Annotated in this window: 19 protein-coding genes and 1 pseudogene; 6 read left to right on the top strand and 14 right to left on the bottom strand. The window is 65.2% G+C overall.

The window, feature by feature from the left end:
- Positions 1 to 41: 41 nt before the first annotated feature.
- From rseP to AC1DT7_RS04280, 10 genes are all read right to left on the bottom strand, one after another.
- Positions 42 to 1,175: an RIP metalloprotease RseP gene (gene rseP, locus AC1DT7_RS04325; protein WP_478034496.1), complete on the bottom strand. Its 1,134-nt coding sequence runs from the start codon at positions 1,173 to 1,175 to the stop codon at positions 42 to 44.
- Positions 1,172 to 2,329 (bottom strand): 1-deoxy-D-xylulose-5-phosphate reductoisomerase, encoded by a 1,158-nt coding sequence (locus AC1DT7_RS04320; protein ID WP_478034495.1) that lies wholly within the window; start codon positions 2,327 to 2,329, stop codon positions 1,172 to 1,174. Before AC1DT7_RS04320 ends, rseP begins: the two co-directional genes overlap by 4 nt.
- Positions 2,326 to 3,120: a phosphatidate cytidylyltransferase gene (locus AC1DT7_RS04315; protein ID WP_478034494.1), complete on the bottom strand. Its 795-nt coding sequence runs from the start codon at positions 3,118 to 3,120 to the stop codon at positions 2,326 to 2,328. Before AC1DT7_RS04315 ends, AC1DT7_RS04320 begins: the two co-directional genes overlap by 4 nt.
- Entirely contained in the window at positions 3,117 to 3,842 is a 726-nt protein-coding gene (locus tag AC1DT7_RS04310) for an isoprenyl transferase (RefSeq protein WP_478034642.1), read from the bottom strand. The genes AC1DT7_RS04315 and AC1DT7_RS04310 overlap by 4 nt, the downstream gene beginning before the upstream one ends.
- 14 nt (positions 3,843 to 3,856) lie before the next feature.
- Complete coding sequence (frr, locus tag AC1DT7_RS04305; protein WP_478034492.1) at positions 3,857 to 4,414, bottom strand: ribosome recycling factor; 558 nt, start codon at positions 4,412 to 4,414, stop codon at positions 3,857 to 3,859.
- Complete coding sequence (pyrH, locus tag AC1DT7_RS04300; RefSeq protein WP_478034641.1) at positions 4,398 to 5,144, bottom strand: UMP kinase; 747 nt, start codon at positions 5,142 to 5,144, stop codon at positions 4,398 to 4,400. The genes frr and pyrH overlap by 17 nt, the downstream gene beginning before the upstream one ends.
- A gap of 207 nt (positions 5,145 to 5,351) precedes the next feature.
- The gene (gene tsf / locus AC1DT7_RS04295) at positions 5,352 to 6,272 is read right to left on the bottom strand and encodes a translation elongation factor Ts (RefSeq protein WP_478034491.1); all 921 of its coding nucleotides are present in this window, start codon (positions 6,270 to 6,272) and stop codon (positions 5,352 to 5,354) included.
- A gap of 86 nt (positions 6,273 to 6,358) precedes the next feature.
- Entirely contained in the window at positions 6,359 to 7,225 is an 867-nt protein-coding gene (gene rpsB / locus AC1DT7_RS04290) for a 30S ribosomal protein S2 (RefSeq protein ID WP_478034490.1), read from the bottom strand.
- 399 nt (positions 7,226 to 7,624) lie between these two features.
- Positions 7,625 to 8,452, bottom strand: a complete 828-nt coding sequence (locus AC1DT7_RS04285) for a CDP-alcohol phosphatidyltransferase family protein (protein ID WP_478034489.1) — start codon at positions 8,450 to 8,452, stop codon at positions 7,625 to 7,627.
- 10 nt (positions 8,453 to 8,462) lie between these two features.
- Positions 8,463 to 9,194: a phosphatidylserine decarboxylase gene (locus AC1DT7_RS04280; protein WP_478034488.1), complete on the bottom strand. Its 732-nt coding sequence runs from the start codon at positions 9,192 to 9,194 to the stop codon at positions 8,463 to 8,465.
- A 168-nt stretch (positions 9,195 to 9,362) separates the two neighbouring features.
- Here AC1DT7_RS04280 and AC1DT7_RS04275 point away from each other — a divergent pair, with 168 nt between their 5' ends.
- The 3 genes from AC1DT7_RS04275 to AC1DT7_RS04265 all read left to right on the top strand — a co-directional run bounded on the left by AC1DT7_RS04275 (position 9,363) and on the right by AC1DT7_RS04265 (position 13,312).
- Entirely contained in the window at positions 9,363 to 10,583 is a 1,221-nt protein-coding gene (locus AC1DT7_RS04275; protein ID WP_478034487.1) for an NADP-dependent isocitrate dehydrogenase, read from the top strand.
- 195 nt (positions 10,584 to 10,778) lie between these two features.
- A complete protein-coding gene (locus AC1DT7_RS04270; RefSeq protein ID WP_478034486.1) occupies positions 10,779 to 12,554 on the top strand; it encodes a cation:proton antiporter domain-containing protein in 1,776 nt (591 codons plus the stop codon).
- 29 nt (positions 12,555 to 12,583) lie between these two features.
- Positions 12,584 to 13,312 (top strand): SDR family oxidoreductase, encoded by a 729-nt coding sequence (locus AC1DT7_RS04265; protein ID WP_478034484.1) that lies wholly within the window; start codon positions 12,584 to 12,586, stop codon positions 13,310 to 13,312.
- A gap of 9 nt (positions 13,313 to 13,321) precedes the next feature.
- Here AC1DT7_RS04265 and AC1DT7_RS04260 read toward each other — a convergent pair whose 3' ends face one another.
- Positions 13,322 to 14,233 (bottom strand): LysR family transcriptional regulator, encoded by a 912-nt coding sequence (locus AC1DT7_RS04260; protein ID WP_478034482.1) that lies wholly within the window; start codon positions 14,231 to 14,233, stop codon positions 13,322 to 13,324.
- Between the two features lie 108 nt (positions 14,234 to 14,341).
- Between AC1DT7_RS04260 and AC1DT7_RS04255 the strand changes: the two genes are divergently transcribed.
- Positions 14,342 to 15,202: an NmrA family NAD(P)-binding protein gene (locus AC1DT7_RS04255; protein WP_478034480.1), complete on the top strand. Its 861-nt coding sequence runs from the start codon at positions 14,342 to 14,344 to the stop codon at positions 15,200 to 15,202.
- Between the two features lie 14 nt (positions 15,203 to 15,216).
- Here AC1DT7_RS04255 and AC1DT7_RS04250 read toward each other — a convergent pair whose 3' ends face one another.
- Entirely contained in the window at positions 15,217 to 16,947 is a 1,731-nt protein-coding gene (locus AC1DT7_RS04250; RefSeq protein ID WP_478034478.1) for an alpha/beta hydrolase family protein, read from the bottom strand.
- 108 nt (positions 16,948 to 17,055) lie between these two features.
- On the opposite strand from AC1DT7_RS04250, the pseudogene AC1DT7_RS04245 reads away from it, so the two are divergent.
- Both AC1DT7_RS04245 and AC1DT7_RS04240 read left to right on the top strand, forming a co-directional pair.
- Positions 17,056 to 17,361: pseudogene (locus AC1DT7_RS04245) on the top strand (NRDE family protein); the annotation flags it as partial.
- 110 nt (positions 17,362 to 17,471) lie between these two features.
- Complete coding sequence (locus AC1DT7_RS04240) at positions 17,472 to 17,822, top strand: NRDE family protein (protein ID WP_478034639.1); 351 nt, start codon at positions 17,472 to 17,474, stop codon at positions 17,820 to 17,822.
- Between the two features lie 8 nt (positions 17,823 to 17,830).
- Here AC1DT7_RS04240 and alaS read toward each other — a convergent pair whose 3' ends face one another.
- Together alaS and AC1DT7_RS04230 are read right to left on the bottom strand one after the other, a co-directional pair.
- Positions 17,831 to 20,488, bottom strand: coding sequence for an alanine--tRNA ligase (gene alaS / locus AC1DT7_RS04235; protein WP_478034476.1), 2,658 nt, complete (start codon positions 20,486 to 20,488; stop codon positions 17,831 to 17,833).
- 41 nt (positions 20,489 to 20,529) lie between these two features.
- Positions 20,530 to 21,786: a M24 family metallopeptidase gene (locus AC1DT7_RS04230; protein ID WP_478034475.1), complete on the bottom strand. Its 1,257-nt coding sequence runs from the start codon at positions 21,784 to 21,786 to the stop codon at positions 20,530 to 20,532.
- Positions 21,787 to 21,868 lie beyond the last annotated feature (82 nt).

The following is a 21,868-nucleotide window of genomic DNA, read 5'->3' as shown; positions in this document are numbered from 1 at the left end:
TACGCGGGCCGCTCTTGAAAGCCTGCCCTGCCTCAACCACGTCAGCCGATCAAGCCGGCCAAATTGTTCCACAAGCCCAACGACCCGAGATCGTTGAACGTAACCAGCAGCATCAGCGCAAGAAGCGCTGCAAGGCCGCCACGGAACGCCCACTCCTGCACCTGAGGCTCGACCGGCTTACGCCGGATCGCCTCGATTGCGTAAAAGAACAGATGACCACCATCCAGCATGGGAACTGGCAAGAGGTTGATGAATCCCAGATTAATCGACACCAGTGCGATCAGCCAGACAAAGGCCGGAAGGCCCAGCGAGAGCTGCTCGCCCGACACTTTCGCGATACTGAGCGGCCCGCCCAGTTCCTTCACCGAGCGCCGCCCCGTGATGACCTGGCCCAGCGTCTCCACCATCATGCTGACGATCTCGCCAGTCTGACGAACCGCGACTCCAGGCGCTTCGATCAGGCTCACATCCACCAGCACCGGTCGAGCATTGGCGATGCCAAGTCGGCCCATCCGATACACATTGCCGAACCTGTCGCGCTCTTCGATCGTCCCGATCACCGCCGCGCTCGACATCCGCGCGTCGCCCCGGGCAAAATCGATGGTGACCCGCTCGCCGGCACGGATTCGCACATACCGGACCATGTCGTCGAAGGTTTCGACCGACCGCCCACCCAATGCGATGATGCGATCGCCCGGCTGCAGTCCAGCTTTCGCCGCCGCTCCGTTGGGGGAAATCGCGCCAGCCACAGCTGGTGTGCGGCTGTCACCATAAGCCAACGCAAAGCCGGCCAGGATCAGGATCGCAATCACGAAATTCGTGACGGGGCCTGCCGCGACAATGATCGCGCGCTGCCACACCGGCTTGGACGGGAAGGTCCTTGCGCGCTCTTCGGGCGGCAGCATCAGCCATTCGGCATCCGGCACGCTTGCCGGGTTCATGTCGCCAGCGAAGCGCACATAGCCGCCCAGCGGCAGCCACCCGAACTTCCAGCGCGTACCGCGCTTGTCGGTGATACCGAAAATCTCTTGTCCGAAACCGATCGAGAAGGCTTCGACCTTCACCCCGAACAGCCGGCCAGCAAGATAATGGCCCATCTCGTGAAGGAACACGAGCGGCCCGATGACGAGCGCAAAGGCAAGGACGGTCAGAAACAGGCCAGGGCTAGTGATCAAGCGACGCAGTCCTTTACACGCTCGCCCGCAAGCCTTCGTGCTTCCGCGTCCACGATAAGGACGTCGTCAAGCGTCTCGGGGGCGGGCGGGTCGTAGCGATCGAGGGTATCGGCGACGATTGCGGCAATTTCGAGGAAGCCGACACGCCGATCGAGGAATGCAGCCACGGCGATCTCGTTTGCCGCATTGAGGATCGCGGGGCGCGCGCCTCCTGCCTCCAGCGCCTGCCGGGCCAGCCTCAGAGCCGGGAAGCGCACGGGATCGGGTGCCTCGAAGTCGAGCCGCCCGATCGCGATCAGATCGAGCGGGGCCATCGGCGTTTGCATCCGGTCGGGCCATGCAAGGCAATAAGCGATCGGCGTACGCATGTCCGGTGGGCCGAGCTGCGCCAGCATCGATCCGTCGACATATTCGACCATCGAATGGATCACCGACTGCCGATGCAGAATGATCTCGATTCGGTCGGATGGGACCGGGAACAGTCTCGCAGCCTCGATCAGTTCGAGGCCCTTGTTCATCAGCGTGGCCGAGTCGACGGAGATCTTCGCACCCATCGACCAATTGGGATGCGCCACGGCCTGTTCGAGCGTCACGCCGCGCATCTTCTCGGTCGGCCAGTCGCGGAACGGACCGCCACTCGCCGTGAGGACGATACGCCGTACCCGCTCGGGCCGGGTAAAATCGAAGCACTGGAAGATTGCGTTATGTTCGGAATCGGCAGGCAACAGGACCGCGCCGTGCTGTTCGGCGGCGGCAAGCACCACATCGCCGGCCGAAACCAGCGGTTCCTTGTTGGCAAGGATCACCGTGCCGCCCTGCCCGATCGCCGCCATGACGGGTTCGAGGCCGGCGCAACCTACGATCGCTCCCATCGTGATGTCGGCGCCCATCGCGGCGGCTTCACACAGGGCGTCGCGCCCGCCCGCCGCGGCGATGCCCGAACCGGCAAGCGCGGCACGCAGATCGGGCAGGCAGCTTTCATCCGCAACCACCGCGAATCGGGCATTGGTCCGGATCGCCGCCTTTGCGAGCTTTTCGGCATCGCAATTGGCGGTCAGCGCGACGACCTCGAACCGTTCGGGCTCCCGCTCGATCAGGTCGAGGGTGGAAGTGCCGACCGATCCGGTCGCGCCAAGGATAGTGACTGTCTTCATGAATAGAATTTCGGCAGGATGACGAGGAAGGCGGCCAGCGGTGCGACGGGAACCAGCCCGTCCAGGCGATCCAGGATGCCGCCATGTCCGGGTAACAAGGTGCCGCTGTCTTTCACCCCGGCGCGGCGCTTCAGCCAGCTTTCGAACAGGTCGCCGGCCTGCGCCACCACCGCAAGCGCCGGCGTGGCCAAGGTCAGGCGCCAGGGCAGTCCGTAAAAGACATGCATCGCGGCGCCGAACGCGCTTGCCAGCAGGACGCCGCCAACCAGGCCGGCCCAGGTCTTGTTCGGGCTGATCGCCGGGGCAAGCTTCGGGCCACCAATCGCGCGGCCGCTGAAATAGGCGCCGATGTCGCACACCCACACCAGAGCAAGCGCCCAGAGCGTGAAGACGATTCCGTCTTCATGCTTGCGGATCAGCAACAGCGCGAGGACCGGTAGTCCGACATAGACCGCGCCCAGTGCCAGGGTCGGGCGCCGCTGGACGATGACGATGAAGAAGGCAGCGGCAGCGATGAGCCCGAGCGCGAAGAAATCCGGCCCGGCCGCGATCGGCGCCATGATCGCCAGCGGCACCGACAGCGCGAACTGGGAAAGCCGCTTCTGGCTGGCCGATGCCTTGTCCAGATCCGCCCATTCGCCCATCATGCAGATGCCGAGCACAGCGCAGAGCACCCAGAAGACGATGTCCCCCAGCCACAAGGCCGTCAGCGCGACGGCGACCAGTCCGATGCCGACCACCGAACGGATCGCAAGGTCCGAAGAACGCTTGGGCGAGGAAGGTGCGGTCACAGGCCTCCGAAGCGGCGTTGGCGATTGCCGAATGCAGCGACCGCATCGGCAAGGGTCGTCGCATCGAAATCGGGCCATAGCGTGTCGACGAACAGCAACTCGGCATAGGCCGCCTGCCACAGCAGGAAATTGGACAGGCGGATCTCGCCCGAGGTGCGGATCAGCAGGTCGAGCGGCGGCAAATCGCTGGTGTCGAGTTCAGCCTCGATCGCGGCGGGGTCGATCATCGATGGATCGAGCGTGCCTTCACGCACCTTTTCGGCCAGGCGACGCGCAGCGGCGGCGATCTCGGCCTGGGCGCCATAGTTGAGCGCGATCACCAGGATCGGGCCGGTGTTGCCGGAGGTTCTTGCGACCGCCTCCTCGACCAGCGAGACCAGGTCGGGCGAGAAACGGCGATAGTCGCCGATCACGCGCAGGCGGACATTCTCGCGCACCATCTCGTCGAGATCGGTTCGGATGAACAGCCGCAACAGGCCCATCAGGTCACTGACCTCGTCCTCGGGACGGCGCCAGTTCTCGGACGAGAAGGCATAGAGCGTCAGTGCCTCGATCCCCATCGCCCGCGCCGCGCGGGACACGCGGCGGACTGCCTCGACGCCCTGGCGATGCCCGGCGATCCGCGGCAGATGCCGCTTCTTCGCCCAGCGGCCATTGCCGTCCATGATGATCGCGATATGGCGCGGCAGCACGGTCGCGCCTCCGGCCGGGATCGGGACCATGGCGGGCGATGAACTCACTTGCCCAGGATTTCCTTTTCCTTGGACGAAGCGGCGGCGTCGATCTCGGCGATGGTGCTGTCGGTCAGCTTCTGCACCTCGGTCTCGTGGCGCTTGCGTTCATCCTCGGAGATGACGCCCTTCTTCTCGTCGGTCTTCAGGCTGTCATTACCGTCGCGGCGAACGTTGCGGGCCGCGATGCGCGCCTTTTCGGCATATTGGCCGGCGAGCTTCGCCAACTCCTTGCGGCGCTCCTCCGTCAGGTCCGGGATCGGCAGGCGCAGAGTGGTGCCGTCGACGATCGGATTGAGGCCCAGACCGGCCGAGCGGATCGCCTTGTCGGCCGGGCCGACGTTCGACTTGTCCCACACCTGAACCGACAGCATGCGCGGCTCGGGCGCCGAAACGGTCGCGATGGTGTTGAGCGGCATGTGCGACCCATAGACCTCCACGGTCACCGGATCGAGCAGCGAGGTCGAAGCACGGCCGGTGCGCAAGCCGCCCAGATCGTGTTTCAGGGCCTCGACAGCGCCTGCCATGCGGCGTTCGAGATCGGCCTTATCGTAGGCGGCCATTGGCTTCCTCCTCTTCGTTTCTGACGATCGTCGATGTTCCTTCGCCCCGTAGGACAGCAGCAAGGTTGCCCTCGCCACGGATGTTGAACACGACGATCGGAATATCGTTCTCGCGGCACAGCGCCACCGCAGCGGCGTCCATTACCTTGAGATTGTCGGCAAGTACCCGGCCGAAGCTCAGGCTCTCATACCGCGTCGCGGTCGGTACGATCTTGGGGTCGGCATCATAGACACCGTCGACGCTGGTGCCCTTGAACAGCGCATCGCAATTCATTTCGGCGGCGCGGAGCGCGGCGGCGGTGTCCGTGGTGAAGAACGGGTTGCCGGTACCGGCCGCGAAGATCACGATCCGCCCCTTCTCGATATGGCGCTCGGCGCGGCGGCGGATATAGGGCTCGCACACGCTGGCCATCGGGATCGCAGACTGGACCCGGGTTTCGACCCCGATCTTCTCCAGCGCGTTCTGAACCGCCAGGGCGTTCATCACCGTCGCGAGCATGCCCATATAATCGGCGCTGGTGCGATCGAATCCCTTGGCCGCAGCAGCCAGGCCGCGGAAGATATTGCCCCCGCCAACCACAAGGCACAGTTCATGCCCGGCCTCCTTGGCGGCCTTGATCTCGCCGGCGACACGATCGACGGTCGCCGGATCTATACCGAACTGGTTCGGACCCATCAGGACCTCACCAGACAATTTCAGCAGAATGCGTTTGAAGCGCGGTATCGTCACAAGTTCCAACATGCTGAGGGTCTGGGGCGGCGCGGACCTTAGTCGGGCGCCAGCGCGATGCCAAGCGATGATACCGCCCGCGAAGCGTGCAAATTCGATGCAACATTCACGTAAAAGCGTTACATCGCAATCACTTACGCAGTATCATACAAGAAGGGCGAGGCCGGCAACGCCGAACCCCGCCCCACTGATACGGTATCGAAGCGATCAGACGCCAGCGGCGGCCGCGACTTCGGCAGCGAAATCGCTGACTTCCTTCTCGATGCCCTCGCCGAGCTGGAAGCGGACATAGTCCTTCAGCACGATCGGCTTGCCGGCTGCCTTGGCGGCATTGGCGACGACGTCGGAGATCTTGGTCTTGCCGTCCATCACGAGCAGCTGGCTGACCAGTGCGTTTTCCTTGCGGTACTTGGCGATCGAGCCTTCGACCATCTTCGCGACGATGTCGGCGGGCTTGCCCGATTCGGCTGCCTTCTCGGTCGCGATCGCGCGCTCGCGCTCGACGATTTCGGGGTCGAGATCGGATTCGTTCAGCGCCAGCGGGAACGCCGCGGCAATGTGCATCGCAATCTGCTTGCCGAGCGGCTCGAGCACATCGGCACCAGCCTCGCTCTCGAGTGCGACGAGCACGCCGATCTTGCCGAGGCCGGGAGCGGCCGCGTTATGAACGTAAGGAACGATCGCGCCCGACGTCACTTCGAGGCGCTTGGCGCGGCGAATCGTCTGGTTCTCGCCGATCGTCGCGATGTTGTTGGTCAGCACCTCCTCGACGGTCTTGTCGCCGAGTTGCGCTGCCTTGATCGTGTCGATCGAATCGCCCAATTCGAGCGCAACCGAGGTCACGTCGCGGACGAACGTCTGGAACTGCACGTTCTTGGCGACGAAATCGGTCTCGGAATTGACTTCGACCGCGGCGCCCTTGGTACCGGACACTTCGATACCGACCAGGCCCTCGGCCGCGGTGCGGCTGGACTTCTTCGCGGCGGCGGCGAGGCCCTTGGTACGCAGCCAATCCATTGCTGCGGTCGTGTCGCCATTGTTCTCGGTGAGCGCCTTCTTGCAGTCCATCATGCCTGCGCCGCTCTTTTCGCGCAGATCCTTGACCGCGGCTGCCGTGATCTCGGCCATGTCTCTTGTCCTCTTGTGCTTCGGATATGGTTGCGGACGGGGAAAGGCCTGCGCCCTACCCCGTCCGTATTTCAGTTCAGCGACGCTCAGGCGTCGAGCTGACGCTCTTCCTCGGCAGCAGCCTCGGGAGCGACGGCCACATCAGCCGCAGGCGCCGTGAAATCGATCGCTTCGACCGGCTCGGCTGCCGGAGCAGCTTCGACGGTCAGCGCCTCTTCGACGGGCGGTGCTTCCATCGCGCCGACATCGACGCCACGACGTGCAACCTGCTCGTTGCCGCCACGGGTCGCTGCGATGGCGATCGCCTCGCAATAGAGGCGGATGGCGCGGCTTGCGTCGTCATTGGCGGGAACCGGGAAGGCGATGCCGTCTGGCGAGACGTTCGAATCGAGGATCGCCACGACCGGGATACCCAGGGTGTTGGCTTCCTTGATCGCCAGCTCTTCCTTGTTGGCGTCGATCACGAACATCACGTCCGGAATGCCGCCCATGTCGCGGATGCCGCCGAGCGAGAGCTCGAGCTTGTCCTTCTCGCGGGTGAGCTGGAGCACTTCCTTCTTGGTCAGGCCGTGCGTGTCGCCCGAAAGCTGCTCTTCGAGCGTCTTGAGGCGCTTGATCGAGTTCGAGATGGTCTTCCAGTTGGTGAGCATGCCGCCCAGCCAGCGATGGTTGACGAAATGCTGGCCCGAACGACGCGCGGCGTCGGCGACGGGCTCCTGCGCCTGGCGCTTGGTGCCGACGAACAGCACCTTGCCGCCGGCCGCGACCGAAGCATTCACGAATTCGAGAGCGCGCGCGAACAGCGGCACGGTCTGCGAAAGATCGAGGATGTGGACGCCGTTGCGGTCGCCAAAGATGTAAGGCTTCATCTTCGGGTTCCAGCGGTGGGTCTGGTGGCCGAAGTGCGCGCCCGTTTCGAGCAATTGCTGCATGGTGACGACAGGTGCCGCCATAGATAATTCCTTTCCGGTTGTGCCTCTGGGAAGCGAGTAATCCGGATTGCTCCGGACACCGGCGATGTGTGCTTCCCATGCGGTGTGAAGGCGCGCCACTTAGCGAAGCGCTCGACTTAAATCAAGCGTTGACAAGTGGAACAGTAAGGGAACATACAGTGTTCACAACAGGGACATGGAACGGAACACGGCGTTTCGCGGTTTTCGGATTCTGGTTTCTGCCCACGCAATCAGGGAGTTGGGCGATGATGACGGTTCTTGGTATCCTGGTTTTCGCCGGCGCCTTTGCCGCCGCCGCTTCCGTATTCGCGTTCACGCTTGTTCCGGCACTGCCCCGGATCGCAGCCCTGCTCCGCGGTGAGGCTGATCCGGCCTATGTCACCGAACCGATGTTGATCCTCAGCGATCGGCGGCTTCGCGCCCGCGTTCGTCCGGTACGGGCAGCGGTGGCTGCGGCTCGCCCGCAGGTGCTCCGCGCAGCCGCCTGACACGGCGATATGCGGAAACGCTGAACGGCATCGACGCGAGATAGGCGATACAGATCGCCGATAGCGTGTGCCAGGGCGCCGAGATCAGCGCTGCACCGAGCAGCACCACGATCGCGATCGCCTCGAACCGGATATTGTTGCGCAGCTTGAGCGAAGACCAGCTATAGGTCGCAAAGCTCGATACCATCAGGGTTGCCACCAGTCCGACCCAAGGTGCGACGATAAAGGGCGACCGCAGCCAGGGCAGGTCGTTCCAGAAGGACAGATAAAGCGGCAGCATCGCCAACCCGGCCCCTGCCGGTGCGGGAATGCCGGTCAGGAAACCGGCAGATTTATGTGGCTGCTCGGTCACGTCGATATTGGCATTGAACCGCGCCAGACGGAGCGCGCAGAATACCGCGAAGACCAGCGCGACCAGCCAGCCGATGCGCGGCATTTCCTGCAATGACCAGAGATAGAGGATCAGCGCCGGGGACACGCCAAAGGAGATCGCGTCGGACAGCGAATCGAGTTCCGCGCCGAACCGGCTCTCGCCACGCACCAGCCGCGCGACGCTGCCGTCGAGCCCGTCAAGGACGCCGGCGATCATGATCATCGTCACCGCCGTCTCCCAGTTCGCCGAGATGGCGAAGCGGATTCCGGTCAGGCCGAAGCATAAGGCTAGCGCGGTGACCGCATTGGGGGCGACTGCGCGTAGCGGCAGGCCGCGGGGTGTTCGCCTCGGAAGCGGGCGCCTCATAGGGGATGGCTCACTGCGCGATACCGCTCGCCGCGCTCACGCCGGGCCGGCCAAGGATTGTCTCGCCCGCAACGCATCGCTGGCCGAGCGCGACCTGCGGCGCGATATCGTCGGGAAGGTAGACGTCGACCCGGCTGCCGAACCGGATCAGGCCGACGCGCTGGCCGCTCGCGACCATATCGCCTGGTTTCACGAAGCCGACGATGCGCCGCGCGACGAGGCCGGCGATCTGGGTAAAGCCGATACGGCGCCCATCGCGGCCCTCGACCACGACATGCTGGCGCTCATTCTCCTCGCTCGCCTTGTCCAGGTCGGCGTTGAGAAATTTGCCCGATATATAGACGACCTGGCGGATCGTGCCGGCGATCGGGGTGCGGTTGATGTGCACGTCGAACACCGACATGAAGATCGAGACGCGCACCAAAGGCGCATCGCCAAGCCCATTCTCGCCGGCCAGTTCGCGCGGTACCGGCATGCGCTGGATCATGGTGATCAGCCCGTCGGCCGGCGCGATGATCAGCCCGTCGCCCTGCGGCGTGACGCGTACCGGATCGCGGAAGAACGCCGCGACCCATAGGGTCAGGCCGATCAGCGGCCAGGCGACGAACCAACCGAACCACCACAGCGCGACCAGCGCGACCGAGCCGGAGATGAGAACATATTTGCGCCCCTCCGGGTGCATGTCGGGAAAGCGCCATTTGATCGCGGGCGTGCCCGACGGCGGCGTGTCTTGTGAAACCATCGACACGGTCTATCCCGTGCATCCCCCCAAGACAATGATGCTATGGGTGTCGGGTACGAACGGCACCGGCGACGATCCGTGACGAAAGCCTGGCACGACGATGTTGATCCGGGCGGGCCTTCCTCCTAGACGCTCCCCCAACCCCTCCCCTCTTGAAAGCGAGTATCGATGGCGAAGATCAAGGTGAAGACGCCTGTCGTGGAGATCGACGGCGACGAGATGACGCGGATCATCTGGCAATGGATTCGCGAGCGCCTGATCCTCCCCTATCTCGATATCGATCTCGATTATTACGATCTGGGCATCCAGAAGCGTGACGAGACCGACGACAAGATCACCGTCGACAGCGCGAAGGCGATCCAGAAATACGGCGTCGGCGTGAAGTGTGCGACGATCACACCGGACGAGGCACGCGTCGAGGAATTCGGCCTCAAGAAGATGTGGAAGTCGCCCAACGGGACGATCCGCAACATCCTGGGCGGCGTCGTGTTCCGCGAGCCGATCGTGATGAAGAACGTCCCCCGGCTGATCCCGGGCTGGACTCACCCGATCGTCGTCGGCCGCCACGCCTTTGGCGACCAGTATCGCGCGACCGATTATCGCGTCCCCGGCCCCGGCAAGCTGCGCCTGGTGTTCGAAGGCGACGACGGTACCGTGATCGACGAGGAGGTGTTCCAGTTTCCGTCCTCAGGCGTCGCCATGGCGATGTACAATCTCGACGATTCGATCCGCGATTTCGCACGCGCCTCGATGCATTACGGCCTCAACCTGGGCTGGCCGGTCTATCTCTCGACCAAGAACACCATCCTCAAGGCCTATGACGGCCGCTTCAAGGATCTGTTCGCCGAGGTGTTCGAGAGCGAGTTCAAGGATCGCTTCAAGGAAGCCGGCATCGTCTATGAGCATCGCCTGATCGACGACATGGTCGCCTCGGCGCTGAAGTGGCACGGCGAATTCGTCTGGGCCTGCAAGAACTATGACGGCGACGTTCAGTCGGATCAGGTCGCACAGGGCTTCGGCTCGCTCGGCCTGATGACCTCGGTGCTGCTCACGCCGGACGGCAAGACGGTCGAGGCAGAGGCGGCGCACGGCACCGTCACCCGCCACTTCCGCATGCACGAACAGGGCAAGGCCACCTCGACCAACCCGATCGCGTCGATCTTCGCCTGGACCGGCGGCCTGAAGTATCGCGGCAAGTTCGACGGCACGCCGGAAGTGACCGAGTTCGCCGAGCTGCTCGAAAAGGTCTGCGTCGACACGGTCGAGAGCGGTCACATGACCAAGGATCTCGCGATCCTGATCGGCCCCGACCAGCCCTGGATGACGACCGAGCAGTTCTTCGAGCAGGTCCGCGTCAATCTCGAGGCACGGATGGGCGCTTCCAGATAACGCCACCCGGTACCGACACGAACACCGTCGCTACATCCGCAAGGCCGTAGCGGCGGTGTTTTCGTTTTGGGGCGGCGACGCCCTGCCCGCCCCTTGAAATGGCGCCCCCTCTTCCGTGGCGGTAAAGTCGGGACGATCCAAAAAACCAGTCGGTGAACGGCTGACAAACCCGCCATCGGGTGTTTATGTACCCCCATGGCGATGGGATTGGAAAATAACGGCTTCAGCGACGCGCTGGTGATCTTGGGGGCGGCCGGACTGGTTATTCCGGCTTTTGCAAGGCTGAAGATCAGCCCGGTGATCGGTTTCATCCTGGTCGGCCTGCTTGTCGGTCCTTCCGGCCTCGGCACCCTGGTCGGCGACTATCCCTGGCTCTATTACATCACCATCTCGGACGCGCATTCGATAGAGCCCTTTGCCGAATTCGGCATCATTCTGCTGCTGTTCTCGATCGGGCTCGAACTGTCGCTCAAGCGGTTATGGTCGATGCGAACGCTCGTGTTCGGCACCGGCGCCGCCGAACTGATCGGCTCCGGCCTCATCATCGGCACCGCGATTCATCTTACCGGCCTGAGCTGGGCGGGCTCGATCGGCCTGGGATTCGCCCTGGCTCTCTCCTCCACCGCGCTGGTCCTCCCGATCGCCGGCACCAGCAGCCCCGTCGGACGCTCCGCCTTTGCGATGCTGCTGTTCGAGGATCTGGCGCTCGTCCCGATCATCTTCGTGCTGGCGGCGCTCGGCCCTGGCGCCGGTGACGGATGGGCCCCCATCGTTCGCGTCATCGGCGGCGGCGTGCTTACCGTCGCGGCAATGTTCATTGGCGGCCGTTTCCTGCTTCCCCGCCTGTTCGCCCAGGCGGCCCGGACCAAGAGCCCGGAGCTGTTCCTGGCCGCTTCCCTCCTCGTGGTGATCATCGCAAGTCTCGCGACGGCCGCCGTCGGCCTTTCCCCGATCGTCGGCGCACTGCTCGCCGGTGTCCTGATCGCCGAGACCGACTATCACAGCGAGGTCGAGGTGATGACCGCCCCGTTCAAGGGCCTCGCGCTCGGTGTGTTCCTGATCACGGTCGGCATGAGCCTTGACCTGCGCTCGATCCTGGAAAACTGGCCGGCCCTTGCCGCTGCCATCGTCGCGGTGGTCGCGGTTAAGGCGCTGGTGACGTTCGGCCTGCTGAAATTATCAGGCATTCGCAACGGCGTCGCGGCTGAAACCGGTCTTCTGATGGGCAGCCCGTCGGAAACCACCCTGATCGTGCTTGGCACAGCCGCAGCCGCTGGTCTGATCCAGCCTGCGACCGCCAGTTTCTGGCAGACCGTCACGGCGATCGGCCTGACGATCACGCCTCTGCTCGCCTGGCTCGGCCAGCGGGTTGCACGCCGGATCGAATTGCGCGCCGGTGGCGACGCGCCCGATACCGAGGTCTCCGCCGACGGGCCGGGCACGGTGGTGATCGGCTTCGGTCGTGTCGGGCGCATGGTGGCGGACATGCTGAAGGTGCATGACCAGCCCTTCATCGCGGTCGAAGCCGATATCGACGCGGTCAAGGCGGCGCGCGCGGACGGCTATCCTGTCATCTTCGGTGACGTTGCCCGGTCGGAACTGGTCGATCGCCTCAATCTGGGGCGCGCCAAGGCGCTGATCCTGACGATGGACGATCCGGTCCTGTCGGTTCAGCTCACCCGGCGCGTGCGCAGCTGGGTACCCAACCTGACCATCGTCACCCGCGCGCGCGATACAGCCCACGCCGCCGAGCTCTACCGAGCCGGCGCGACCGATGCGGTCCCCGAAACGCTGGAAAGCTCGCTTCAGCTTTCCGAGGCATTGCTGGTCGATCTCGGCATCGCCGTCGGCCCGGTCATCGCCTCGATCCACGAGAAGCGCGACGAGTTGCGCAAGGAGATCAAGGAAGCGGCCGACATGAAGCACGAACCACGGCTGCGCCGCGCCAGGATGCCAACGGCAAAGGCCTGACCCCGTCGGCTGAAATGGGAAATTGATCGATGAGCAGATTGTCCGGCAAGATCGCGCTCGTCACCGGGGCAGGCCAGGGTATCGGCCGCGCGGCGGCGACCCTGTTCGCGGCCCAGGGCGCGACCGTCTGGGCTACCGATCGCAACGCGACGACGCTGGGAGGCCTGGATGGTTGCACTGGCCGGATGCTGGACGTAACGGATCCGGCGAGCATCGAGGCGGTGCTGGCGGAAGCTGGCCCGATCGACGTGCTGCTAAACTGTGCCGGGTATGTCGCGCGCGGCACGATCCTCGATTGCGACGATCGCGACTGGGCTGCCTCCTTCGAGATCAACGTCACCGGCATGTTCCACCTGATCAGGCGCGCCCTGCCCGCGATGATCGCGAAGGGCGGTGGATCGATCGTGAACATCGCCTCGGTGGCGGGCTCGGTCACCGGTGTGCCGGGCCGGTTCGCGTACGGCGCGAGCAAGGCTGCAGTGATCGGCCTGACCAAGTCAGTCGCGGCCGATTTCGTGAAACAGGGCATCCGCTGCAACGCAATCGCGCCGGGCACGGTGGACAGCCCGTCGCTGCACGACAGGTTGCGCGCGACCGGAGATCATGACGCCGCTCTGGCCGATTTCGAGGCCCGCCAGCCTATGGGCCGCCTCGGTCGGCCTGAAGAGATCGCCGCTCTCGCCTTGTATCTCGCGTCGGACGAGTCGAGCTTCACCACGGGGCAGGTCCACATCATCGACGGCGGCTGGACGACCTGATCGCCGGCCTCACTCCCGATGGCCCGATAGCGCCTCGACCACGAAATCGATGAAGGCACGCACCTTGGCCGCCCGCTGATGCCGCGAGGGGTAGAGCGCATAATAGGGGAAGACCTCCCCGGGCCAGTCGGGGAAAAGCTCGATGAGCCGCCCCTGCTCGATCAGGTCGCGGGTACCCAGCGCGAGGATCTGCGCGATACCCACCCCCGCCACACAGGCACGAAGCATGGTGCTACTGTCGGAGGTCATCATCCGCGCCCTGATCTTCACCGGCAATATCTCGGCGCCCCGGCGAAACTCCCAGTCATAAGCGCGCCCATGCGCCGCATCCCAGAAGTCGATCGTGTCATGCTGCGCCAGTTCGGACGGATGGACCGGCCTGCCCCGCCGATCGAGGTAGCCGGGTGCCGCGACGGTCAGCACGCGGGTCTCGATCAGCTTGCGCGCCACGAAGGATCCGGTCGAGGGCTCGCCCGATCGCAGTGCCAGATCGAACCCGTCCGCCACCAGATCGCCGACCGAGTCGCGCATGATGAGGTCGAGCGTCAGTTCCGGATGACGTTCGAGGAAGATCGCCACCTGTTCGGCCAGCACGACCTGCGAGAAAAACGGGTCGACATTGACGCGCAGCCGCCCACGTACGACCGCGGCCGAGCCTGATGCCTCGATCGCAGCCTCCTCGATCCCATCGAGAAGCGGTCCGATCCGCTCGTACAGGCGCCGCCCCTCATCGGTGAGATGCATCGATCTGGTCGTGCGTTCGAGCAGCCGGATACCGACCCGCGCCTCGAGCCGGGCGATCGCGCGGCCCACACCGGACGCCGACAGCCCCAGCGCCTCTGCCGCACGCACCATCGTCCCGGCTTCGACCACCGCCATCAACACGGTCACGCCCGAAAGGAGTCTCGCGTCGTACGCCATCGTCATTCCCGATTTCGAGTCTCGACTGTTTTGACATATCGGCATTGGGATCAACAGTGGTCCGCCTCCTAAATGCCGTTCGAGAGACAGCATCGGAAGGATCAGATCATGTTTGCCATCACTGCCATCACAGGGAAGGTCGGCGGCGCGGTCGCGCGCACCTTGCTCGATGCTCGGCGCAGCGTCCGCGCCGTTGTGCGCGACGAGTCGAAGGGTGCACCATGGGCCGCTATCGGCTGCGACGTCGCGATTGCCGATGCCGACACGGCCGGGCCGCTCGCCGCTGCGCTGGAGGGCGTTGAAGGCGCCTTCATTCTGCTCCCGCCGGTGTTCGATCCCGGCCCGGACTTTGCCGAGACCAGAGCCCGCCTAGCCGCGATCCGCGCTGCCTTGAATCAATCCAGACCCGCCAGGGTGGTCGTGCTGTCCACGGTCGGCGCCGACGCCGCGCAACCGAACTTGCTCAATGCGCTGCGGTTGCTCGAACAGGAACTGGCGGGCGTCGATCTGCCGATCACCTTCCTGCGCGCTGCGTGGTTCATGGAAAATGCCGCCTGGGATATTTCCTCGGCGCGCGAGCAGGGTGTAATCCATAGCTATCTCCAGCCGCTCGACCGTCGCATCGCGATGATCGCCACCGACGATGTCGGCCGCGTCGCCGCAGAACTGCTGCAGGATAATTGGACCGGGCATCGCATCGTCGAGCTTGAAGGCCCGACGCGAGTCTCTCCGAACGACCTCGCCGTCGCGTTCGGCAGTGCGCTCGGCCATCCCGTCGAGGCCGATATCGTACCGCGCCTCGATTGGGAGCGGATATTCCGCGAACAGGGCATGGTGAACCCGCTGCCGCGCATGCAGATGATCGATGGGTTCAACCAGGGCTGGATCGATTTTGCCGAGCATAAAGCGCGCAAGGGCAGGATCACCATTGATCAGGCAATCGCTGCCCTTGTCGCCGGGGCCGGTTGAGCTCGGGAGCGATCTCACCCCTGGGTCGCGGTCCCCGCGACGACATACAGGGTCACGAGCATGCCGGCGAGCACCGCGCCGGGCCGATGGCTGCCGGTGCGGCTCCAGCCAAAGGTCATCACCGCGGCCGCGGCGGCCAGCACGGGCACGAACTGGATCGCGATGACGGTCGTCAGCGGATCGAACCCCGTCACCAGCGTGCCGGTCGCGAAGAAGGCCCCATAGACGAGGCCGAGCAGCACCACGAACCCACCGCACGCTGTCAGCATGGCCGAGACATAGCGCGACAGGCCCCGGTCGCCCGCAACCGTAAGCGACCGCAATACCCGCCCCGTCATCAGGAAGGCGACGGTGATCGGCACGACATAGATCAGCGCGATGAGCCATTGCCGGGCGCTGGGCGGCTTGATCGCCACGACCCAGAAACGGAGATCGGTCAGCAGCCCATACTGCACCAATGAAGAGACCAGATAGGCGCCCAGTGTAGCCGTCAGGGCGAGCAGGATCGTCTTCAGCCAATCACTGCCTGCATCCGGCCCAGCGAGGCCGCGCCGCCCGAATGCCCAGGTGAGTCCCGCGCCAACCAGCGCCCATACCATCACCTGGGTCGTCACCATTTGCGGCAGGAACGCCGTCGCCGGCACCAGCAGGAAGATCGCGATGAAGACGGGGAAGAAGGTCAGCGTCGGCACCGCGGCAGCGGTCACCGCCCTGCGCCACCACCGCCCGTCCCGGACTGCCACTGCGGCGGCGGCATTGCCTCGTAGCGAGGCGAAGAAGGGCAACGCCAGCAGCAGATCGAACACCCCGAGAACCAGCGGCACGAAGCCGAGCAGGCCGATGCCGGTCCCGACCTCTTTCCAGAACCAGATCTGGTCTCCAGTCGGGAGCGGATGGCCGCCAGCCAGGGTGTGGGCGAACCAGTCGGTCGCGGCGCCGATCGCCGCCGGCGAGATGTGATCGCCCGGATGCGTGGTCGATGGCTGCACCAGATAGCGGGCGGTCCCTGCCGGTATCGACCCGTAGAGCTTTCCGGCCTGGATCGTCTCCGCCGTGCCGAACAGGTGCTTTAGCTTGGCGGATTGCCCGACATCCATCGCCCGCCCCGCGCCCCACATGAGCTGCGAGAACTCATCGTAACGGCTATAGACCAGCCCCAGATTGCGCGGCCATGCCGGGGTGCCTTCCTTCGCATAGGGCGCACCGGTGGACGATCCTTCGAGCACGATCGCGCGATAGGCGTCGGGCATCGCTGCCGCCGCGGCGAGGACCGTCCAGCCGCCCATGCTGTGCCCCTCGAGTCCGATCTGGTCCTTGTCGACGAAAGGCAGCGAGCGAAGATAGGCGAGCCCGTCTGGCCCGCCGAAACCGTTCGAAAACGCCTTCCCGCCGCTATAGCCATGCCCGGTCTGGTCCATCGCCAGCACGACATAGCCACGTCGCGCGAACTCGATCGCGAAGCCATCCTGCATCTCGCGCGAATTGATGTAGCCATGCACCGCGAGGACGCCGGGCGCTGGGCTGGCCGGGCTGGCATTCGCAGGGATGTAGAGAAGCGCGCTCATCTCCGTGCCGTCGGCACCCTTGAAGCGGATATCGCTCACCCGCGTGCCGCCCGATGTCTGGATCGCGCTGGCGAGCAGGGCCCCGCCGACGATCATCGTCAGACCGATCACAGCCAGCATCCAGCGCGGCCATCGGTGCGCCTGTCCGAACCAGGTCGAATCCTGCTGCTGGCTGTCCATCGCATCCCTCCCCTATGGGCGCGGTCGCGGGGCGCCGGCGCTCTCGATCCGGATCATGCGCCTCCACGCAAACCCTGTCGAGACAAGCGCTGTGGGTCGTCCTAGGATATGCTCATGTGTGTCCTGGCCTTTGCGTGGCAAGCGCATCCCCGCTGGCGGCTGTTGATGGCCGGCAACCGCGACGAACTTCATGCCCGGCCGGCGCAGCCGCTTGCGCGCTGGCAGGAGCCTGACCATTTGCTCGCCGGTCGCGACCTCCAGTCGGGCGGAACCTGGCTTGGCGTATCCGAACAGGGCCGGTGTGCCGTGGTCACGAATCTTCGCGGCTTCGGCGCTCCGGTCGCCGGCCTCGCATCGCGCGGTGCGCTGGTGACGGACTATCTGGCTGGAAGCGGGGTCTATGCCGATCCGCTCGCCGCCGACCTGTCGGTCTTCAACCCGGTCAATCTGATCGTGGCTGACCGGCGCGGCGCCCATTTCCTGTCGACCGACCCGACAGTACACGGAGCACGCTTGCCTCCGGCCTGTACGGCCTGTCGAACGGTCGGCTCGACCAACCCTGGCCCAAGACGATGCGGCTCAAGTCACGCTTGCTCGACTGGATCACCGGTGACGCGACCGATCCCGAACTGCTGTTCGATGGCCTGCACGAACAGGTACCGCCGGATATGGGTCTGGAGCCGCGCACCCCGTCCGACGTGCCGCAGGAGCCGCTCCGGTCGCCGATCTTCATCCTCGACCCGGTCTATGGCACGCGGTGCAGCACCGTGCTCGCGATCGACATGCAAGGGCGCGGCATGATCATGGAGCGGCGCTTCGCAGCCGACGGCGGCGAGACGGGCAGGACGAGCCTACCCTTCTCCTGGCCCGAATGACCTGAGGATCAGGCGACCGCGGGTTGTTCCGCAAGCGCCGCCCTGATCGCCTCGACCGCTTCCGCCCCCTTCGATCCGTCCGGACCGCCGCCCTGCGCCATGTCGGGGCGGCCACCACCGCCCTGCCCGCCCAACACGGCCACAGCGCGGCGCAGAAGATCGACGGCGCTATGGGTCGCAACCAGATCGGCGGTCACGCCGACCGCGATCGACGCGCGGCCTTCATTAACGGCGACCATCACCGCAACGCCCGATCCGATCCGCTGCTTGGTCTCGTCGACCGCACCGCGCAGGCCCTTGGCGTCGAAATCCTGCACGACCTGGCCGACGAAGTTCACCCCACCGATCTGTTCCGGACCAGCCTGTGCCGAACCGCCGCCGCCGAGCGCCAGCGCCTTCTTCGCCTCGGCCAGTTCGCGCTCGAGCCGGCGGCGCTCCTCGACCAGTGCGACGACACGCGCCGGCACCTCGTCGGGCGATGCCTTGAGCGCGGCGGCCGCCTCCCGAAGTTTATCGTCGCGCGCAGTGAACCATTGCCGCGCGGCCTCGCCGGTCAGTGCCTCGATACGGCGGATGCCGCTCGACACCGCGCTCTCGCCGACGACCTTGAACAGGCCGATATCGCCGAGCTGCTTCACATGCGTGCCGCCGCAAAGTTCGAGCGAATATACTTTGTCACCCTCATGGCCCATCGAGACCACGCGGACCTCGTCGCCATATTTTTCCCCGAACAACGCCATCGCGCCCTCGTTGATGGCTTCTTCCGGCGTCATCAACCGGGTCGAGACCGCACCATTTTCCCGGATATGGCGGTTCACATCGGCCTCGACCTCGGCGATGCGCAGCGGCTCGATCGCGGTCGGCTGGGAGAAGTCGAAACGCAGCCGGTCGGGCGCGACGAGACTGCCCTTCTGTGCGACATGCAGGCCGAGCCGCTGGCGCAGCGCCTCATGCAGCAGATGCGTCGCGCTGTGATTGGCGCGGATCGCGCCGCGGCGGCCATGATCGACCGTCAGGCGCACTGCGTCGCCGACCGAGATATCGCCTGCCTCCACGTAAAGCCGATGCGCCCAAAGGCGGCCGAGATGCTTCTGCGTGTCCTGGATCGCGCCGTGCAGGCCCTTCTCGCTGGCGATGGTTCCGGCGTCACCGACCTGGCCACCACTCTCGCCATAGAAAGGCGTCTGGTTGACCACGAGATCGACGGTGTCGCCCGGGCCGGCGCGCTCGACGCGCTTGCCGTCCTTGACCAGCGCGAGCACCTGACCCTCGCCATCCTCTGCCGAATAGCCGAGAAACTCAGTCCCGCCGGTTTCCTCGGCGATGTCGAACCAGATATCGTCCGAGGCGCGGTCGCCCGAACCCTTCCAGGCAGCGCGCGCCGCACGCTTCTGCTCGGCCATCGCCGTATCGAAGCCGGCGCGGTCGACGCCGAAACCCTGCGCCCGCAGCGCATCCTCGGTCAGGTCATAGGGGAAGCCGAACGTGTCGTAGAGCTTGAACGCCGTCTCGCCCGCCAGGGTGGCGCCCGGCGCCATGCCGGTAGTCGCTTCGTCGAGGAGGCGCAGGCCGTTGGTCAGCGTGCGGCGGAACTGGGTTTCCTCCTGCAACAGCGTCGCCTCGATCGAGGCCTGGGCGCGCAGCAGCTCGGGATAGGCGGAGCCCATCTCGGTCACCAGCGACGGCACCAGCCGGTGCATCAGCGGCTCTTTCGCGCCCAGCAGGTGCGCATGCCGCATCGCGCGGCGCATGATCCGGCGCAGCACATAACCGCGGCCTTCATTCGCCGGCAGCACGCCGTCGGCGACAAGGAAACCCGACGCACGGAGATGGTCGGCGATCACGCGGTGGCTCGCCTGGGTGTCGCCGGTGCTCGGCGTCCGAGTCAGCGCGCTCGATTCGGCGATCAGCGCCTTGAACGTGTCTGTATCGTAATTGTCGTGGACGCCCTGCAGCACCGCCGCGACACGTTCCAGCCCCATGCCGGTATCGATCGACGGGCGCGGCAGAGTGGTGCGCGTGCCATCGGCCGACTGCTCGAACTGCATGAAGACCAGGTTCCAGATCTCGACGAAGCGGTCGCCATCCTCATCCGGGCTGCCGGGAGGGCCGCCGAAAATATGGTCGCCATGATCGTAGAAGATTTCGGAGCAGGGCCCGCATGGGCCGGTATCGCCCATCGACCAGAAATTGTCGGACGTCGCGATGCGGATGATCCGGCTCTCGGGCAGGCCGGCGATCTTGCGCCACAGGTCGTACGCCTCGTCATCGGTATGATAGACGGTGACGGTCAGCCGGTCGCCCGATATGCCCCATTCCTTGGTGATCAAATTCCAGGCGAGCGAGATCGCGCGCTCCTTGAAATAATCGCCGAACGAGAAATTGCCGAGCATTTCGAAGAAGGTGTGGTGCCGCGCCGTATAGCCGACATTGTCCAGGTCGTTGTGCTTGCCGCCGGCACGAACGCATTTCTGGCTCGACGTCGCAGTCGAATAGGGCCGCGTCTCCAGGCCGGTGAACACGTTCTTGAACGGCACCATGCCCGCGTTGACGAACATCAGCGTCGGATCGTTATGCGGCACCAGCGGCGCCGAGGCGACGCGGGCATGACCCTCGGCTTCGAAATAGTCGAGGAAGGATCGGCGGATGTCGTTTGTCGATGTCATGGCGGCGATTTAAGCGGGACTGCGCGCCTTGCCAAGGAACATCACCCGAACGGCGCGTCGATAGCCGTCGGAGGCTGAGAAAACCACTTCGGGCCGGCCTCGGTCATGTGGAAACAATCCTCCAGCCGGACCCCGAATTTGCCCGGCAGATACAGGCCCGGCTCGTCCGAGAAGCACATGCCCGGCGCGAGGGGCGTCGCCTCGCCATGGACGAGATTGACCGGCTCATGCCCGTCGAGCCCGATGCCGTGGCCGGTGCGGTGCGACAGGCCGGGCAGCTTGTAGCGGGGGCCGTAACCAAGCGTCTCGTAATAGCGGCGCACGGCATCGTCGACGCTGCCGGCCGGCGCGCCCAGCTTTGCGGCGGCGAAAGCGGTCGCCTGGCCCTGGCGCACATGGTCCCACACCGTGCGCTGCTCGGCGCTCGCAGTGCCGAACACGAAGGTGCGCGATACATCCGACTGATAGCCCTGCACCGTGCAGCCACAGTCCATCAGCACCACTTGCCCATCGGCGACCACTTGCGGCGCCTTGCTGCCATGCGGGTAGGCCGCTGCCTCTCCCACCAGCACCAGCGAGAATTCGGGGCTGCCGCCCAACTTCTCGGTCGCAGCATCCATCAGCGCGCCGATATCGGCCGGCGTCATGCCCTTCTCGATTCGCGGATGGGTCCAGCGATAGGCGGCGATCGTCACGTCGGTCGCGGTCTGCATCAGCGCGATCTCGGGCGCGGTCTTGATCATGCGGCATCCGCGCACGACCGGGTTGGCCGAGACCAGCGTCGCACCCGGCAGTGCGCGGGCGAGGCCGTTCACCGCGAAATAGCGCAACGTCTCCTCGATGCCGATCGGCCGCGCGGCGAGCTTTCGCTCCTTGAGGAAGCCGGCAACGACGGCCAGCGGGTCCTCATCCTCCTGCCACACCCGCACCTCGGCCGGCACACCCAGTGTCTGGCGCACCGAGGGTTCTTCGAAAAAGGGCGTGACGATGCAGGGATCGCCCTCGACCGGCAGGATCGCGGCGGTCAGCCTTTCGCTGCGGCCCCAGCGCACACCGGTGAAATAGATCATCGACGATCCGGGCTCGATCAGCACCGCGCCGATGCCATTGGCCTTCATCAGGGCCTGTGCCCGGACGAGTCGTGTCCGGCGCTCCCCCTCGCCGATCGGCGCCGTCCCGGTCGTGATGTCCTTCAGTGCCGAGAGATCTGGCGCCGCCGCTCGAAGAATCGACGGCATTGCGAGCAACGAAATTCCCGTCGCCGCGCCAGCGAGCAGTTCGCGTTTCGTGAGGAACATGCGCGCCCTTTCCGTTTATTGCGCGAGGACATAAGGCGCTTGACCGCGCCGCTGCAATCCCCTTCCCTGCCGCGGCATTTCC

Source organism: Sphingomonas sp. P3_C6 (genome assembly GCF_056402595.1).
The sequence above is the reverse complement of the archived record's forward strand: the minus strand, read 5'-3'. Positions and strand labels throughout refer to the sequence as shown.